The 17800-nt window shown below is 32.3% G+C and carries 18 protein-coding genes; 9 read left to right on the forward strand and 9 right to left on the reverse strand.

Translation table 11 applies throughout. From position 1 onward, the window contains the following. Positions 1 to 5: 5 nt before the first annotated feature. Genes AAGV28_RS09810 through AAGV28_RS09825 form a run of 4 tightly spaced genes read right to left on the reverse strand, consistent with a single transcriptional unit; the run spans position 6 to position 3345 of the window. Positions 6 to 434, reverse strand: coding sequence for a 3-hydroxyacyl-ACP dehydratase FabZ family protein (locus tag AAGV28_RS09810; protein ID WP_373406639.1), 429 nt, complete (start codon positions 432 to 434; stop codon positions 6 to 8). 15 nt (positions 435 to 449) lie between these two features. Further along, on the reverse strand, positions 450 to 1502 hold the full coding sequence (locus AAGV28_RS09815; RefSeq protein WP_373406640.1) for a type III polyketide synthase: 1053 nt from the start codon (positions 1500 to 1502) through the stop codon (positions 450 to 452). Then, positions 1499 to 2212 carry a methyltransferase domain-containing protein gene (locus AAGV28_RS09820; protein ID WP_373406641.1) on the reverse strand — a complete coding sequence of 238 codons (714 nt, stop codon included), beginning with the start codon at positions 2210 to 2212 and terminating at the stop codon, positions 1499 to 1501. The genes AAGV28_RS09815 and AAGV28_RS09820 overlap by 4 nt, the downstream gene beginning before the upstream one ends. Next, positions 2206 to 3345: an NAD(P)/FAD-dependent oxidoreductase gene (locus AAGV28_RS09825; protein WP_373406642.1), complete on the reverse strand. Its 1140-nt coding sequence runs from the start codon at positions 3343 to 3345 to the stop codon at positions 2206 to 2208. Before AAGV28_RS09825 ends, AAGV28_RS09820 begins: the two co-directional genes overlap by 7 nt. Positions 3346 to 3716: 371 nt before the next feature. On the opposite strand from AAGV28_RS09825, the gene AAGV28_RS09830 reads away from it, so the two are divergent. Continuing rightward, on the forward strand, positions 3717 to 4946 hold the full coding sequence (locus AAGV28_RS09830; protein ID WP_373406643.1) for an ATP-binding cassette domain-containing protein: 1230 nt from the start codon (positions 3717 to 3719) through the stop codon (positions 4944 to 4946). Between the two features lie 91 nt (positions 4947 to 5037). Here AAGV28_RS09830 and AAGV28_RS09835 read toward each other — a convergent pair whose 3' ends face one another. The 4 genes from AAGV28_RS09835 to AAGV28_RS09850 form a co-directional block, all read right to left on the reverse strand. Further along, complete coding sequence (locus tag AAGV28_RS09835; RefSeq protein ID WP_373406644.1) at positions 5038 to 6300, reverse strand: NAD(P)/FAD-dependent oxidoreductase; 1263 nt, start codon at positions 6298 to 6300, stop codon at positions 5038 to 5040. Between the two features lie 58 nt (positions 6301 to 6358). Continuing rightward, on the reverse strand, positions 6359 to 7699 hold the full coding sequence (locus tag AAGV28_RS09840) for a DEAD/DEAH box helicase (protein WP_373406645.1): 1341 nt from the start codon (positions 7697 to 7699) through the stop codon (positions 6359 to 6361). Between the two features lie 37 nt (positions 7700 to 7736). Further along, entirely contained in the window at positions 7737 to 9284 is a 1548-nt protein-coding gene (locus tag AAGV28_RS09845) for a DEAD/DEAH box helicase (protein WP_373406646.1), read from the reverse strand. A 105-nt stretch (positions 9285 to 9389) separates the two neighbouring features. After that, positions 9390 to 9917, reverse strand: a complete 528-nt coding sequence (locus AAGV28_RS09850) for a DUF6155 family protein (protein ID WP_373406647.1) — start codon at positions 9915 to 9917, stop codon at positions 9390 to 9392. A 104-nt stretch (positions 9918 to 10021) separates the two neighbouring features. Between AAGV28_RS09850 and AAGV28_RS09855 the strand changes: the two genes are divergently transcribed. Continuing rightward, positions 10022 to 10297 (forward strand): DUF3817 domain-containing protein, encoded by a 276-nt coding sequence (locus tag AAGV28_RS09855; RefSeq protein WP_373406648.1) that lies wholly within the window; start codon positions 10022 to 10024, stop codon positions 10295 to 10297. Between the two features lies 1 nt (position 10298). Next, on the forward strand, positions 10299 to 11558 hold the full coding sequence (locus AAGV28_RS09860) for a mechanosensitive ion channel family protein (RefSeq protein ID WP_373406649.1): 1260 nt from the start codon (positions 10299 to 10301) through the stop codon (positions 11556 to 11558). Between the two features lie 56 nt (positions 11559 to 11614). Here the strand turns inward: AAGV28_RS09860 and AAGV28_RS09865 are convergent, their stop codons facing one another. Continuing rightward, entirely contained in the window at positions 11615 to 11998 is a 384-nt protein-coding gene (locus AAGV28_RS09865) for an acyl-CoA thioesterase (protein ID WP_373406650.1), read from the reverse strand. 67 nt (positions 11999 to 12065) lie between these two features. Between AAGV28_RS09865 and AAGV28_RS09870 the strand changes: the two genes are divergently transcribed. From AAGV28_RS09870 to AAGV28_RS09895, 6 genes are all read left to right on the forward strand, one after another. After that, complete coding sequence (locus AAGV28_RS09870) at positions 12066 to 12470, forward strand: glyoxalase (RefSeq protein ID WP_373406651.1); 405 nt, start codon at positions 12066 to 12068, stop codon at positions 12468 to 12470. A gap of 305 nt (positions 12471 to 12775) precedes the next feature. Then, positions 12776 to 13489, forward strand: coding sequence for an alpha/beta hydrolase-fold protein (locus tag AAGV28_RS09875; protein WP_373406652.1), 714 nt, complete (start codon positions 12776 to 12778; stop codon positions 13487 to 13489). Between the two features lie 41 nt (positions 13490 to 13530). Continuing rightward, positions 13531 to 14472, forward strand: a complete 942-nt coding sequence (locus AAGV28_RS09880) for an ATP-grasp domain-containing protein (RefSeq protein WP_373406653.1) — start codon at positions 13531 to 13533, stop codon at positions 14470 to 14472. Between the two features lie 23 nt (positions 14473 to 14495). Beyond that, positions 14496 to 15602 (forward strand): carboxylate-amine ligase, encoded by a 1107-nt coding sequence (locus tag AAGV28_RS09885; RefSeq protein ID WP_373406654.1) that lies wholly within the window; start codon positions 14496 to 14498, stop codon positions 15600 to 15602. A gap of 43 nt (positions 15603 to 15645) precedes the next feature. Beyond that, complete coding sequence (locus tag AAGV28_RS09890) at positions 15646 to 16476, forward strand: type 1 glutamine amidotransferase (protein ID WP_373406655.1); 831 nt, start codon at positions 15646 to 15648, stop codon at positions 16474 to 16476. Positions 16477 to 16609: 133 nt separating this feature from the next. Continuing rightward, positions 16610 to 17800 carry a hypothetical protein gene (locus tag AAGV28_RS09895; protein WP_373406656.1) on the forward strand — a complete coding sequence of 397 codons (1191 nt, stop codon included), beginning with the start codon at positions 16610 to 16612 and terminating at the stop codon, positions 17798 to 17800.

Below are 17800 nucleotides of genomic sequence, written 5' to 3' on the forward strand. Positions count from 1 at the left end.
AAAAATTAAATAATCATTCCTGCAATTTCACCGCTACAAACAACTTCTTCCTTTTCGTTTTTCATCATCATCTTGCATTTTAATTTTCCGAATCTAAAATAGATTTTTTCTGAAATGACCGTTATTTTTTCATTTGGACGAACCACTTTTAAAAATTCGATATTTGTTGATGTTAAGGCAATTGTAGCGTTACTGTTAATTGTATCATTTAACAAAAATATGCCCAAACACACTACTCCTATTTGCGCCATGACTTCGGTTAAAATTACACCTGGAGTAACGGGATTATCTTTAAAATGACCTTTATAAAAATCTAAGTTTTCATCAAAAGTATAACAGCCTTCCACTCCATTTTCATCAATACGAATGATTTCATCGACAAACAAAAAAGGCTTGGCATACGGTAATTTGGATAAAATATTTTGATTCGTCATTGTTCTATTTTTATTTTAAAACCGTAATAAAACCCTTTGAGCTGAAAATCCGGGACCAAAACTCAGCATTAGTCCTGTAGAACCTTTTGGGGGTTTAGCATCCATGAAACGTTCTAAAACATACAATACGGTAGCACTTGACATGTTCCCATACAAACGCAACACTTCTTTAGTATCATCAATGTTTTTGCCTAAATCAGAAAACAAATCTTCAACAGTTTGTACTATTTTTTTTCCTCCGGGATGAAATATTAAATGATCAATATCTGCTATTTTTAAGTTATTTTTCTCTAAAAAGGGGTGAATAATAGCTGGAAAATGAGCCATAATCGTATCAGGAACTTCAATATCTAAAACCATTTGTAAGCCTGAATTAGTCAGTTTGAATCCCATCATGTGTTCATTGTCATAAAAATGATACATTTCTTCGGCTAGTATTTCCGGACCGTCATCGTCTTCATGTGACGAAAGCAAAACACAGGCAGCGCCATCACCAAATATGGCGGCACTCACCATATTTGCCATCGAAAAATCATCTAATTGAAATGTTGCCGTTGGACTTTCAACAGCTATTACGGCTGCACGTTTTCCAGGATTAGCCTGCAAGAAGTTTTTGACATAAATAATCCCCGAAATTCCTGCTGCACAACCCATTTCGGTCACAGGAAGCCGCACAATATCCTGCCTTAATTGCAGCTTATTAATTAAATAGGCATCTAGTGACGGAATCATAATTCCGGTACAACTTACGGTGATGATATAATCTAAATCTTCAGGTTTCCATTTGGATTTTAGCAAAGCTTTATTCAAGACTTTTTCGCCTAAATCAATAACTTCACGAACGTAAATATCATTTCTATCCTCAAAAGAAGTATTGGTAAAAACTTCGATAGGATCCATAATAGAATAACGTTTGTCTACGGCTGCACCTTCAAATATTTTTTTTACTTTTCGAATAAAACGTTCCTCATGACCATCCAGCCACGCGTCTAAAAAAGGAATAATCTCCTCTGTAGTCCTAGAATATTTAGGCAGTTGTTTTGCAACTGTATGTATTTTTACACTCATATTTTTGAGATTATCCATTGGTAACGAAAAGCCCATTTCCAGTGAATGGTATATTTTTTAAAATCTAATTCTTCAGAATATTGAATCAATTCTTCCTTTTTAAAACCTCTTAAAATCGAAATCAATCCGTCATTTTTAGACATCGTATTCAATCGAAAAACAAAACACAACAACTGAAATAATCGGTATGCAATTGAACTTCTTTGTAAATCATTAATAACAATTCCAAGGCGTGCATTCGTATAAAAAACGCTCAATATTTCAATAATTTCGTCTTCTTTGAAATGATGTAACACTAAAGTTGATAATACAATATCATATTTTAATGCTTCAAAAGCTTTATCGAATATGTTCTCGCATTGATAGCTAATATTAGAATACTTATTTGATAAACTAATCGCATGATTTATGGTAAAATTATTAGCATCAATACCAATTAATTTTAATTTCAAATTGTTTTGAAAACCATAATCAGCTAGAATTCTCAACATATCGCCATTACCACAACCTATATCTACAATTGTAATTTCAGTATTAGCAGGAACATTTCTTAATAAGGTTTTGACACCTAGTAAAGTTAGCTTGTTTCCACCCAAAAGCTGATTTATTTTAGCTATTTTATCTAAAGCATCCCGCAAAATTTCCCCTTCTAACATAAAATCATCCATGGTTTCGGGCATTTCTGTTCTGTATTTAGTACGGATTAACATTTTGGTTGTATATTAATGGGTTTTCCATGTGTTTTTTTTATTATTACTGGTAGTAAAAACGGTAACTTGATTATTATTTGCATAAAAAATGCTGCTAATTTTTGTCTTTGTAAAACAGTAGCTAATAAGCGTCCCATTTTTAATCTGTTACTAAAATTATGATTCCATTCATTTTGATATTTAGTTTCCAAATCCAATCGCGATGTTATTTCCTGATTGCAATAGTTCTCAATCAACTCTGATACAATTTTCGCACTGTGTATCGCCATTGCCATTCCGTTACCGCACAATGGATGGATTAATCCGGCGGTATCACCAATCATTAGAATATGATTTTCTACCGCTTTTTTTTTGTCAAAAGAAATTTGGCTTATCGTTAAAGGTTTTTCAAATACTGGAACGCAATTATCTAGAATAAATTTTAAATGAGGATTTCTAGAAACTACATTTATTTGAAATTCTTCAATATTTTTATACTTCTTGAATGTTTTGTAATCAGCTAAATAACAAATGTTTATTATTTCATTTTCTACTTTAGAAACACCACAATAACCTCCTTTAAAATGATGTAAACCAACTAAATCATTTGGAAAAACACCTGAATAATGGGCTTTTACTGCTAACCAAGGTGCTTTTTTATAAATAAAAGCTCTATCAAGTTTTAGATCAATACTAGATCTTTTTCCGTAAGCTCCAATTAGAATTTCAGATTTAAAAACAGCATTTTTTGCAGTAGTCACCGTAAATTTATTTTCTGAAAAAGAAATTTTTTCAACTGAATCATGAATGATTTCGCATCCATTTTCTACTGCTTTTTTGCATAAAAAATCATCTAATAAATACCTACTAACACCAAAACCGCCAAGAGGCAAATTACTTTCGAGGATTTTCCCATCGAGAAAAGAAAATTGAAATTTATTTATATGCGTAGGTTTTAAATCGTCACAATCTATTTCCAACCAATTCAAATACGATACAACTTCATTAGAAATGTATTCACCACAAACTTTATGTTTTGGGTATTCATTCTTTTCGATCAAAATAACTTTCAAGCCTATTTTAGATAAGTGAATTGCTGCGGTAAGCCCAGCTAATCCGCCACCTACAATTAGTATCTTATTATCATTCTCCATAGAATCACTAATTTAGACTATTTCTTTTTATAAAAAATTTATTTATTCAAAAAAAGCTGCTTCTTGAATAACTAAGTACGTCGAAAGTTTTAAAGTCGTAAAGTCAAAAGAAACTCTATGAGTTCAAACAACTACAGGTTAATGTTTTAAACAACATGATCTCGTTTCCAAATAGAACATGATATAGTTTTCACCACTTATCCTTAAGAGTTAAACACCATTTGGAAGTATTTATCAAAAGAAAGCCAAGTAGAACGGGTAGTGATCTTTTAGATGATATTTTTTATCTATTTTCTGCTTTCTGTCTCCTACCCTGACCCCTTCAGTTTTCTTTTATTAACTTTACATCCTATTAAAACAAATCCTTTTTCATGAATACTGCCACACATTGGAATATTTTATTATCCAATCAAATCAATAAAAAAGAGTTTATAGAATCCATTCTTTCTGGAAATGCTCAAGCCGAATTAGCGCCTTTTAATATTTTAAAAGGAATTCTTTATTCTGATTTAGCCATTGATCATTTCATCCAAAAAGAATTTCAATACCTCGAATTGACCGCGCTTGATTCTAATAGAAAACTCAGCACTTTTTCTTCGGGGCAACGCAAAAAGAAATTTCTTCAATATTGCATCAATCAAAATCCAGATTTCATCATTTTTGATAATCCAATGGATCATTTAGACCAGGTTTCTAGAGTGGAATTATCAAAATTACTGGAAAAAATGACTTCTAAAATTAAGATTATTCAATTGATTAATCGTGCTGCTGATGTATTAGCTTTTATTTCTAATACTCGCCAAATTAATTCGGATGCTTATCTTTTAGAAGAAATAACTGCCTCAACACACGAAACTAAAATAATAGCACAATCTGGAATTCCGCAGCCTGCGCATCCTATCAAATACAACCAGCAAATGCTGGTTCAGATGAATAATGTTACCGTAAGTTATGAAGGTCGTGCTGTTGTCAATAACATCAACTGGACGATTCAACAAGGCGAATTTTGGCAACTTATTGGACCAAATGGTTCGGGAAAAAGTACTCTTTTATCACTAATAAATGGCGATAGTCCTAAGGGTTATGGACAGGATTTACATCTTTTTGGATACAAAAAAGGAAGTGGCGAGAGCGTTTGGGACATCAAAAAAAACATCGGTTATTTTGCGACCAATATGACCAGTTTATTTCAAAGAAACCACACTTTGGAACAAATGATCTTATCAGGCTTTTTTGATTCCATTGGACTGTATGACTTACCAACAACTTTACAAAAAAACATTGCCGATCAATGGCTAGACTTAATTGGGATGAAACACCTAAAAAACAAAATGTTCAAACGACTTTCTGTAGGACAACAACGACTTGCTATGATTGTACGTTCGGTTTTGAAACACCCGCCATTGGTTATTTTAGACGAACCAGTTGAAGGTTTAGACGATGAAAATGTAGCTATGGTTACCCAACTTATTAATTTGCTAAAACAAGAATCGAATATGACTATTGTGTTTGTTTCCCATCGCAGTGAACCTAATTTAGCACCTAATTTTATTTTTGAATTAATTCCTACCAAAAATGGTTCTGTAGGTGTTATTAAATAACATCATTCAATACCAATTTTAAAAAACATTGTCTATATAAAACCGATACAATCGCTGTATCGGTTTTCTTTTGTATTGAGAAGAATTAAATTTATTTTGTTTTTTTATCCGGTCTGATAATCATTCGTAACGAATTATCTTTTGAGAAATAAGCGATCATCCAGTTGTAGAAAGTCTTTATTTTATTTCTATAGGTAATCAACGAAATCAAGTGAATAAACAACCAAATAATCCAAGCAAAAAATCCGTTAAAGTGCATTTTTGGTTTTGGTAAATCTACTACGGCTTTGTTTTTTCCAATGATTGCCATAGAACCTTTATCTAAATATTTAAAAGGGACTAAAGCTTTTCTTTGAATCTCATTTTTAAAATTTTTAGCCAAGTTGATTCCTTGTTGAATAGCTACTTGTGCCACTTGTGGGTGACCATGTGGGAAAGCTTCATCATTGGATTGAATACAAGTATCACCGATGGCATAAATATTATCCGTTCCGTTAATTTTATTAAAAGCATCGGTAGTTAAACGTTTGCCACGACCGTAACTATCTGCTGGAAGTCCTTTAAATTCACGTGCTGTAACTCCAGCTGCCCAGATTAAGTTTTTAGTTTGAATGGTTTCTCCATTAGCAAAATGTACTGTATCGTCTACATAATCCACTACATTATTGTTCAGTTTTACAATTACCCCTAAATCAGTCAGTTCTTTAAGTGTATCTTGTTGTGATTCCTTACTCATGGGAGTTAATAATGCAGGTGCTCCATCTACTAAATAGATATTACTTACTGAGGTTCCTAATTCAGGATATTCTTTTAAAAGGATATTTTTACGCATTTCGGCAAACATTCCCGAGATCTCTACTCCTGTAGGACCACCTCCAGCAACTACAATCGTCAATAATTTTCTACGCTTACGAATGTCTTTTGTAATAGCCGCTTTTTCTAAGTTTTTAAGCAAAGTATTACGCATTACAATGGCATCGTTCAGGGTTTTCATTGGAATGGCGTTCTTTTTTACGTTTTCCATACCAAAATAACTCGTCTCCGCTCCTGTTGCAAAAACAAGCTTATCATAGTTTAATTCTCCATTACTCAGAATAACTTTATTCTCAGCAGGCACTACTTCCACTAATTCTCCTAAACGAAATTGCAGATTCTTTTTTCCTGCAAAAAATTTTCTAAAAGGGTAACTAATACTTGATGGCTCTAAATAAGCCGTAGCCACTTGATAAATAAGCGGCGGGAAAAAGTTGTAGTTGTTTTTATCAACCAGAGTTACGTGAACTCCCTCTTGATTTAATAATTCTTTTGCCAGATTCATTCCTGCAAAACCGCCTCCGATTATTACGATTTCCATATTTTACAATTTTAAAATAACCTCTTATGTTAGTCAGCAAAAGAAGTTTGGATTGTTTTTATTTTTTTTGTTTTAGCTTTTTAACTGGTTTTTCTACTACTTGGGTTTTATTTTGTAATAAATGATTGGCTAGTATTTTTTCAATTAATTCATCCTTAGTTAAGTGATGAAAAATGGTTTTTATCTTTGTTTTTAATTCGGAATCCACCTCGTGATTGGGTTTCGTTTTAAAAATTTGTTTTGCCCAAAGCAACGTATTGTTATCCTCAATACTAGTTGCTGAAGGTTTTGAAAATGGTTTGAATTGGATCCCTAATTCTTTTTCAAAATCAGCAATTTCTATTTCTTCTTCGGCTTGTAAAACAGTTAATGATAATCCGTTTGCTCCTGCTCTGGCGGTTCTACCACTTCTATGAACATAATTCTCATAAGTATCTGGCAAATGATAATTCACTACATAAGCAATCTCTTTTACGTCAATTCCTCTGGCAGCCAAATCTGTAGCTACTAATATATTGATGTGTCCTTCGCGAAATTGTTCCATAATTCGATCCCGAATTCCCTGCGACAAACTTCCGTGTAAAGCTCCCGACGAAAAACGATTGATAGCTAAATTTTTAGCTAATTTATTTACGGCTGCTTTTGTTTTGCAAAATATAATGCCGCGCTGTCCTTCTCTGGAATTCAAAAAGTGCATTAAAACATCTAATTTCTCAATAGGATCAACCACAATATATTGATGATCAATACTTTGATTTCCTGAAGTTTCCATATTTGCACTTATTTGCACTACATTTTTATGCAAATAATTCTGAATCAACTGTTTGATTGTACCTGGCATAGTAGCCGAAAACAAAAAAGTACGGTGATTTTTAGGCAATTCGGCAACAATTTCATCTAAGCTTTCTTTTAGAATGCTTACCATTTCATCAGCTTCATCCAGTACTAAAAATGAAGTTTCTTTTAAACTGATGGCTTTTCGTTGCAACAAATCAATCAAACGTCCTGGTGTGGCTACCACAATATGAGTAGGATTACTTAAACGTTCTATTTGTGGTTTTATTGGAATTCCACCGCAAACAGCAGCAATCGAAACTGCTGGAAGATTTTGAGCGAAAGTTTCTAAATTTTTAAAAACTTGTTGTCCTAATTCTCTGGTTGGAACTAATATTACGGCTTGTACATTTGGTTTTGAGCTATCAACTAATTGTAAAATTGGTAAACCAAAGGCAGCGGTTTTTCCCGTACCTGTTTTGGCTAATCCTACCAAATCGGTTTGATTTGCTAAAAGTAACGGAATCACTTGTTCTTGTATAGCTGTAGGGGCAACAAGGTTCAACTGATTTAAAGTTTGTACTAAAGCTGTCGAAATTCCTAAATCTGAGAATTGTTTGGACATTATTTTATTATTTATATGAAAAATTGTATTCCTTATTTTAATCTTCATCATCAGGTTCGTTCATGATTTTTTCACGATACTTTTTCCCTAATAACAAGGTTAATTTTAGTTTGTAATCATCTACAAGCCATTCGCGGTAATTTTTACTGCATTGGCTTAGACATTTTGCGTAACGTTTGATACGACATTCGATATCATCATCTAATTCTTTAGCTAATAATTTGGCTTCTTGCAACGTTTCGGTGTTGTACACACACATAATAGCGTGCTGATCCAGCGATTTATCAAGAACGACCTTAGAACGTAGATTTTGTTTTATGACCAATTTGTGTTCTTCGTCAACATCAAAAGTAACGTCTTCAGTATTAGGAAATTTAGCTCTTAATTCTGGAGGCATAGTATATTTAAAATACAACTCGATTTCAGCATCGTCACGTAAATTTTCCAAATAAAACTCAGGTGATTTAAAGATGTGTTGCCAGTTTACCGGCTCACTCCAAAGTCCAAAACGCGCGGCATTATTTCCTAGATCGATAACGGTAAACTCGTTTTTAAGAGGTAATTTACGAGAACCACGACCAATCATTTGGTAGTATAAAGTCAATGATTTTGTAGCACGGTTCAATATAATGGTTTCTACTGTGGGCTCATCAAAACCAGTTGTCAAAATCCCTACAGATGTTAAAATTGCATCCGGAGTGTGTTTGAACCAATGTAAAATTTCTTTTCTTTCTTCGTTGCTGCTGGTGTTGTCCAGGTGTCGAATTTCATAACCTGCTTCTCTAAAAGTTTCATATACATACAATGATGTATTGATTCCATTATTGAAAATCAAGGTTTTTTTGCCTAATGATTTTTCAGTATACGCATGCAATAATTTTTCTTGCATTAAAGTGTTCGTATACAAATCATCCGACGATTTTACTGTGTAATCTCCGTTGATCCCTACTTTTAAGGATGTCAAACCCACATCATAGCTATAGGTAGTGGCTTTCGCCAAAAATCCTTTTTCTATCAATGAACTAATAGTATCTCCTACGATTAATTCATCGTAGCTTTGATTCATTGGTAATTTTATATTCGAACTTAAGGGTGTTGCGGTAACTCCTAATATAAAGGCATTGGTAAAAGAACTTAATAATTTTCTAAATGAATTATAATGCGCTTCATCAATAATAACCAGACCAATATTATCTAATATTAATTTTTCGTCATTGATACGGTTTTTAAGCGTTTCTACCATGGCTACAAAACAAGAATATTCGTTTTGATCGGGTAAATCTTTAACCTTAGAATTGATGATTTTATTTTTAACTCCAAAACCTTTTAACATCTTAGAAGTTTGTTTACACAACTCGATTCTATGCGTTAAAACAACTACTTTTTTATCGTGTTTGGATAGGTAACGGCGAACAATTTCTGAGAATATTACTGTTTTTCCTCCTCCTGTAGGCAATTGATACAGCAGGTGGTGTTGTGCAGGACCATTATCGATGCGCTCAAATATGGCATCAATATCTCCTTTCTGGTAAGCATAAAGTTCTTTTTTTTCTTCTTTTTCTATTTCTATTGTACTTTCGAACATTGTTTTTTGTTGGATTTTTGCAAAAATACGTCTAAAAAACAGTTATCTTGTTATATTTAATTTAAAATATTAACTCAATTTGAAATAATTTGGTTTACAAGGGACTTACTCCTCAATTCGCTCAATAATTAGCAGGAAATCGCCTTTATTTTTCCATTTTTGTTGAATAGTTTCCTCAGAAATAGCTCTTATTCGGCTTATAAATTCACTTAAAATGCCATTTGCTATTGTAAATTGCACGGCATGATCAAAAGAATTGAACATACTTTTATAAAAAGCGTCCTGTGTAATGTTATTTTCGGATGCAAAAGTTTGAGCAATTTCAATAGTATACAACATCACATCGGCTATTACAAATGGGTCTACTCCTAGCGTGATAAAATGTTTGATATATTTTTGAGCCACTGAGCGACGCATTTTTGGACGCTTCCGTTTTTTTGTATTCGAAACGGGAAAATATTCGTGAGAAATTTTCAGTTTGGCTTCTTGGAGTAATTTATCTTCTTTTGGGTTGAATACAAAATCATAAAATTCCTTTACAGCAGTAAATTTTTCATACAATTCAATCAATTGTTCCTGGAGTTGTTCCTTATCAAGTTCGCTCAAATATTTTTTTAAATCTCTTTTGCTCATTATAAAAAATTTATGATTACAAAAGTAAATTACTTTGGGCTTTAATACCTATAAAACGAATGATAATCCTTAATTTTGGCATGAAACATTAAAAAATAATAGCAATGCTTAAGATTTTTAAAATTACTGCCATCCTTGAAGGAATATCGTATTTAGTTCTATTTTCAAATATGCTTTTTATCAAACCAAATAATTTTGAACTTTATCACCAATTATTGTATCCTATTGGAATGAGTCACGGAATTTTATTTATTGCTTATATCATTTTGGCATTTTTATTAAAAACACCTCAAAAATGGAGTGTTAAAGATTTTGGAATCATTCTATTGGCTTCTTTGATTCCGTTTGGTACTTTTTATGTAGAAAAAAAATACTGTTAATATGTACTACATATTAAACCAACTATTCTCTTTTTTATATCCGCTTTTTAAATCCTGGGGATGGAATAATACCATAGCATCTTACTCTAGTTTGATACTAAATATTGTGCTGCTTTGTTTATTATCTTATTTAGTTTACTATGTATTTAAACAGTTTTTAGTTGGTTTAATAATTTTTATGGCTCGAAAAACCAAAACGCAGTTTGACGATTTACTGGTTTCAAACAAAACAGTTAAGTATATCGCTCGGTTACTTCTGGTTTTATTCGTTTACAAATCGGTTCCTATTATTTTAGAACGATATGAATATTGGGATGGTGTTTTTGAAAAATTGATAGGGATTTATATTCTCATTTTAGTGTTGTGGATTATCCGTACTGTTTTTAACGCGCTGCGTGATTATTTAAAGCAAAAACCTCGTTACAGCGACAAACCAATAGATAGTTTTATTCAGGTCATCATGATTGTGCTTTGGTTAGTTGGAATTACAATTCTAGTTTCCCAATTGTTCAATATCGATTTTAAAAACATGTTTACCACTTTAGGAGCGGTTTCGGCATTAATTATTTTAATTTTTAGAGATATTATTTTAGGATTTGTAGCCAGCGTTCAGGTAGCTGTGAATGATATGATTCGAATAGGTGATTGGATTACCATAGATAAATTTGGTGCCGATGGTGATGTAATCGAAATCAATTTAACCACCGTTAAAATCCGTAATTTTGATAATACTACCACTACCATTCCTACTTATAGCCTGAGTTCGGATTCGTTTCAAAACTGGCGCGGAATGCTTAAATCTAATGGTCGACGCATCAAAAGACACCTGCTTATCAAAACCAATAGTATTCGTTTTTTGAATGAAGCCGAATTAGCCGATTTGAAAAAAATCCATTTAATTAGTGATTATATTACCACTCGTCAAGCCGAAATTAATAAATACAATACTGACAGAGGAATTGACAAATCCATTGCAGTAAACGGGCGAAACATGACTAATATGGGTTTGTTTCGAAAATACGTTATTCAATACCTTCGTAATCACCCAGCTATTAATCAAGAGATGCCTTTAATGTGCCGTCAGCTGCAATCTACTGCAGAAGGAGTACCATTAGAGATTTATACTTTTTCTACCGACAAAAGATGGGAAAATTACGAATATGTCATGGCAGATATTTTTGATCATGTGATATCCGCTGTTCCTTATTTTGACCTTGAAGTATTTGAATTTCCTTCGAAAAATACTTTTTCTAAAGAATAAAAGCCACGAATTCACAAATTAAATTCGTGAATTCGTGGCTTTTTAAATCATAAATATTAGATACGATTTTTTACAAACTCAATTTCCGTTTTTCCGTGCGCTTTTGGTTTGCCGTCTTCTCCTAAATTGACCATTACCGTACTATCAATAGTAATAATTGTTTCTCGAGTCATCATATTGCGAACTTCACATTGTAAAGTAATCGAAGTTACTCCAAAACGAACCACATCAATTCCAATTTCGATTACATCTCCTTGTTTTGCTGAACTTGTAAAATTAATTTCAGACATGTATTTTGTAACTACTTTCGAATTCTCAAATTGAATTATGGTGTACAAAGCCAGTTCTTCGTCTATCCAAGACAGTAGTTTTCCTCCAAATAAAGTTCCGTTAGGATTAAGGTCTTCGGGTTTTACCCATTTTCTAGTATGAAATCTCATGATTTTAATTATTTATGCTAAAATAAGACATCCTTGATGATTTTTTTTCTATTTTTAAGAAAAAAAGATGAGCCAAAGAGATCAATTTTTAAGTGAATTCCGTGGTGCTCCTATAGGTAGTGTTAGCACCCAATCTTCAGCCGATGAAATTTTTCAAAATGAAGTTTTGAGACCCATTTTAAAACTGCAAAATGATTTATTTATCGCTTCTTTTCACAATTATATCAGCAAGTACAAACGGGATTTCTATTCGCTCAGCGTAGAAAAAAAAATAGCCACTATTGAAAATGCAATTCAAAAAGACATTAAATTCAGGAATGCTTTAAAAGGAATGATTATTGCTTTGTTCACAGTCGATGAATATGTTTTATATATTAAAAATTCATCAAGTTTAAACAAACGAATGATGAATATGCTTACCGAAAGATTAAAAAATCAGGTACAATTATTTGAAAAAAGTCTTGTTGAATAACACCTAATTTTTTAAATTAAAACTAAACCTCTTCAAAAAAAAAAATTCTATCTCATTTTAGATTAACTTTTTAAAGAGTGGAATTTTTATGGGTTATTTTTAAAAAAAAAATATTCCACTTAGCTATTTTAAGTCTTTAGATTATGTTAATAAATTGGTTAAAAACATAGTGTATTAAGTCAAAATAGTGAATAATATTCCGCTTTTTTAAACAGAGTATTGTTTTTTTGTTAAAAGTAAAATACTATATTTTATTTATGTACATAGTATCATTTATTTCATTATAATTGTTAAAACCAAAGTTTATGAAAGAGAACTATTTGAAATGGTATTCTCCAAATTTGAGTAGAGATATCGAAATGCTTGTATTTGGACATTCAGGTTATCCAGTAATTTTATTTCCTACTTCTATGGGAAGTTTTCATGAAAATAAAGACATGGGGTTAATCGAATCGGCAAGATGGTATATTGAACAAGGATTAATACAAATTTATTGCCCGGACAGTATAGATAAAGACAGTTTTTATAACAAACAAATCCATCCTGTCCATCGTATAGAAAATCACGATTGGTATGATAAAATGATTTGTCATGAAGTGGTTGAAAAAGTAAGACATAATACACAATCGGGAAAAGTAGTTGTTGCGGGTTGTAGTTTTGGAGGGTATCATGCGGCTAATTTTGCTTTTAGACATCCTGGTTATGTGAGTCATTTATTTAGTATGAGCGGAATTTTTAATATCAAAAGCTATTTAGACGGTTTTCATAACGATACCGTTTTTTATCATTCTCCAGATGATTATTTGCATGGATTAAATGATTACGAATTATGGAATATGGACATTGTTCTGGGAACTTCTAATTGGGATATTTGTTTTGATGCCAACTTAAAAATAAGCAAATTAATAGCGAATAAGAATATGGATCATTGGCTTGATATTAGACAAGACAAACTACACGATTGGCCTCTTTGGAAAGAAATGTTTCCTCATTATTTGTCTCGAATTAAATTTAGCTAACAGCTTTTAGAACAGTATAAAAATAAAAGAAAAATAAAAGTATGAAAAAGATTGGAATTTTATTTGGAATGGAAGACACCTTTCCACAAGCATTTATTGATAGAGTAAATTCAAAAAACGAAAAAGGAATTATTGCTGAAGCTGTTTCTATTGACAAGGTTGTTCAAAATAAAGCCAGCGAATATGCCGTAATTATTGATCGCATTTCGCAAGATGTTCCTTTTTATCGCGCCTTTCTTAAAAATGCAGCTTTAACGGGAACAAATGTTATTAACAACCCTTTTTGGTGGAGTGCAGATGATAAATTTTTCAATAATGCCTTGGCTGATACACTTGGCGTTCCGTTGCCGAATACAGTAATTCTTCCATCAGCTGAACATCCTACAGATACAACAGCCAATTCGTTTAGAAACCTTAAATTTCCTTTAGATTGGGAAGGTATTTTCGAATATGTAAAATTTCCAGCTTATATGAAACCCTATTCTGGTGGTGGATGGAAAAATGTATATCGTTTGGAAAACAAAGAAGAATTCTGGGAAAAACATAAGGAAACAGGACAATTAGTAATGTTATTGCAAGAAGAAATTGTTTTTACAGAATATTTTAGGGTGTATTGTTTAGGTTGCAAAGCAGTTAAAATCATGCAATACGAACCTAGAAACCAACCTCATTTACGTTATGTTCACGACGGTCCAGCAGTAGATAAAAAGTTATTAGCAACGATTAAAGACTACACTATTCGTCTTTGTAAAGGTTTAGGTTATGATTTTAATACGGTAGAATTTGCCGTTCGTGATGGTATTCCTTATGCTATCGATTTCGGTAATCCAGCTCCAGATGCTGATATTAATTCGGTAGGACCTGAAAACTTTGAATGGGTGGTTGAAGAAGCTGCTAAAATGGCAATTGCAGCAGCAAAAAAACAAAAACCAGGAAAAATCAACCTAACCTGGGGAACATTTATGCAGGAGGCTGTAGGATAAAAATAACAATCGGAGGAATTTAAATGAGAAAGTTGCCTGTTTTTACGCTGGGTATTGAAGAAGAATACCAAATTATAGATCCTGAAACCAGAGATCTACGCTCCCACTTATCCAAAATTGTGGATGGAGCTAAAATATTATTGAATGAGCAAGTAAAAGCCGAAATGCACCAATCGGTTGTGGAAGTAGGTACTAATATTTGTAAAAACGTTAAAGAAGCCGAATGCGAAATTAAATTTTTAAGAACTAAGATTGTTGAACTAGCCGAAAAACAAAACCTTATTGTAGGTGGAGCTGGAACGCATCCGTTTTCAAAATGGCAAGACCAAGCCATAACTGATGATCCGCGTTATCATAATATTATCAACGAATTGCAGGATGCAGCACGTTCTAATTTGATTTTTGGAATGCACTGCCATGTGGGAATTGAAAATCGTGAAATTGGTTTAAAATTAATCAATCAAGCTTGCTATTTCTTACCCCATATTTTTGCATTATCAACTAATTCCCCTTTTTGGGAAGGAAGACAAACGGGTTATAAATCCTTTAGAACAAAAGTTTTTGATAAGTTTCCTAGAACAGGATTGCCTGAATATTTTGATTCGGTAGCTTCTTATGATAAGTTTTTGGAAACCTTGGTAAAAACCAATTGCATCGATAATCCAAAGAAAATTTGGTGGGATTTACGCTTGCACCCTTTTTATGATACCATTGAATTCCGAATTTGCGATATGGCATTAACGGTTGAAGAAACCATGTGTATAGTGTCTATAATTCAGGCAATTGTAGCTAAATTATATCGTTTAAATACACAAAATTTAAAATTCAATACCTATCGTATAGCGCTGATAAAAGAAAATAAATTTAGAGCGGCTCGTTATGGAATTGAAGGAAATATGATTGATTTTGGACTTCAAAAAGAAGTAGAAACCAGAATGCTTATTCTAGAATTATTAGATTTTATTGACGATGTTGTGGATGAATTGGGCAGCAGAGATCACATTAATTATGCACACGAAATTCTGAAAAACGGTACTGGAGCCGACAAACAATTGGCTATTTTTGAACAGACAAATGATTTAACTAAAGTAGTTGATTTTATAACATCCGAATTTACTAAAGGGCTATAGATTATTAGCTTATCTTTGCAAATATTATAAAAAGGTTGGACTAATGAGAAAGAAAAGCATAACTATAGCAATATTAGATATGTACAATGGCGAACCCAATCAAGGGATGCGTTGTATCATTGATATTGTAAATCGATTTACACCATTTGTATCTTTTAAAATATTTGATGTAAGAGGAAAGTGTGATTTACCTGAAATTGATCAATTTGATATCTATATTTCTACTGGGGGACCTGGAAATCCGCTTGAAGGTGATGGCGAATGGGATATAAAATATTATGCTTTTATTGATGCCATTGTAAAATGGAACAATGAAAATCCTATAAAAAAACATGTATTATTCATTTGTCATTCGTACCAAATGGCCTGTAAGCATTTTGGTCTAGCCGAAATTACAAAACGAAATGATACTTCCTTTGGGGTCATGAGTATCCACAAAACCAAAGATGGTCTTAAAGACTTATTGTTTGAAGGACTTGCTGATCCTTTTTTTGCTATTGATTCCAGAGATTATCAAGTAATCCAACCTAAATTGAGTGTTTTCGCTAAAAAAGGAGCTAAAATCCTTTCGTTAGAAAAAATTAGAGATCATGTGCAATACGAAAGAGCCATTATGGCGGTACGTTTCACCGATCACTTAGTGGGAACACAATTTCATCCCGAAGCCGATCCAATCAGTTTTCTTGCTCATTTGAGAAATAAAGATGTGAAAGAGAAAATTAGAAAAATGAAAGGTAAAAGAAAGTTTAGAAACATGCTCGAAGACTTAGTGGATGATGATAAAATATATCGCACTAATGAAACTTTGATCCCAAATTTCCTTCGTTCTGCAATTACTGACCTGATGAGAACTAAGAAAATCATGTCTAATTAATCAATTATCATTTTCACAAACTAATATTGAAATACAGATTAAGCGTATTGTTATTTAGAAAGATTTAAAAAATTTCTTTTTATCCGTTGAATTAGTATTATCTGTGTTCCCATTTTTTAATAATTAAATCTATATGATTTCAAAATATCGAAAATTATTCAACGAGCAGTTTACAGAAGAAAAATACCAAGCTTTAAAAGAAGATATAACAGCTGATTTTAATTATGCTCCTACTTTTCGATTAGCAGAAACCCCTTTTTTTATTTCTAACGAATTAAAAGAACAATTGTTAGAAGGCTGTAATGATGTTATAGCGTTGATTCAACAAAACAACTTTAAAGAACTTACAAACAAAGCATTAGAATTAAACAGTACAGTTCCTAATGAAGACGACCATTCTACTTTTATAGCTATAGATTTTGGAATTTGTGAAGAAGACGGAGCTGTTGTTCCCAAATTAATAGAAGTACAAGGTTTTCCTTCTTTGTTTAATTACCAAATTAATCTTTTCGAAAAATTCAAAAAACAATATCCTTTTCTAGAGGAGTTAACGCCTTTTTTGAACGAGCTAACGCCACAGGAATATCTTGAAAATTTAGAAACGGTTCTTTGCAACAATCATCCTAGTGAAAATGTTGTTTTACTGGAAATAGAACCCGAAAAACAAAATACAAAAATTGATTTTTATTATTGCAAAAGAGACCTCGGGTTGACCATTGTTTGTGTTACAGATGTAATAAAAAAAGGAAAACAATTGTTTTACAAAAACGAAAAAGGCGAAGAAATCCAAATAAAACGCATTTATAACAGAGTGATTTTTGACGAACTGGATTTGCGTACCGATTTAAAATTGAATTTTAGTTTCTCAGACGAATTAGATGTAGAATGGGCAGGTCATCCTAATTGGTTTTTTAGAATCAGTAAATTCATTTTACCGTTATTAAAAGGGAAATATTTTATAGAAACTACGCTATTAAGCGATTTAAAAGAAATTCCAAACGACTTAGAAAATTATGTTCTAAAACCATTATTTTCGTTTTCGGGTTCAGGTGTGATTTTTCATGTAAAACGAGAAGATATTGAAGCTGTTGTGGATAAAGAACTCTATATACTTCAGAAAAAAGTCAACTATTTACCTATTGTTCAATCTCCTGACGGAAAGGTAAAAGCCGAAGTAAGAATGCTTTGTACTTGGAAAAAAGAAGATGAAGCTCCTACTCTATTGTGTAATTTAGTGCGTTTAAGCCGCGGTGAAATGATAGGTGTAAAATACAATCAGGATAAAGACTGGGTGGGCGGAACTATTGGGCTATTTGAAAGATAA

This window comes from Flavobacterium zubiriense (assembly GCF_041729725.1).
Classification (GTDB): Bacteria; Bacteroidota; Bacteroidia; order Flavobacteriales; family Flavobacteriaceae; genus Flavobacterium; species Flavobacterium zubiriense.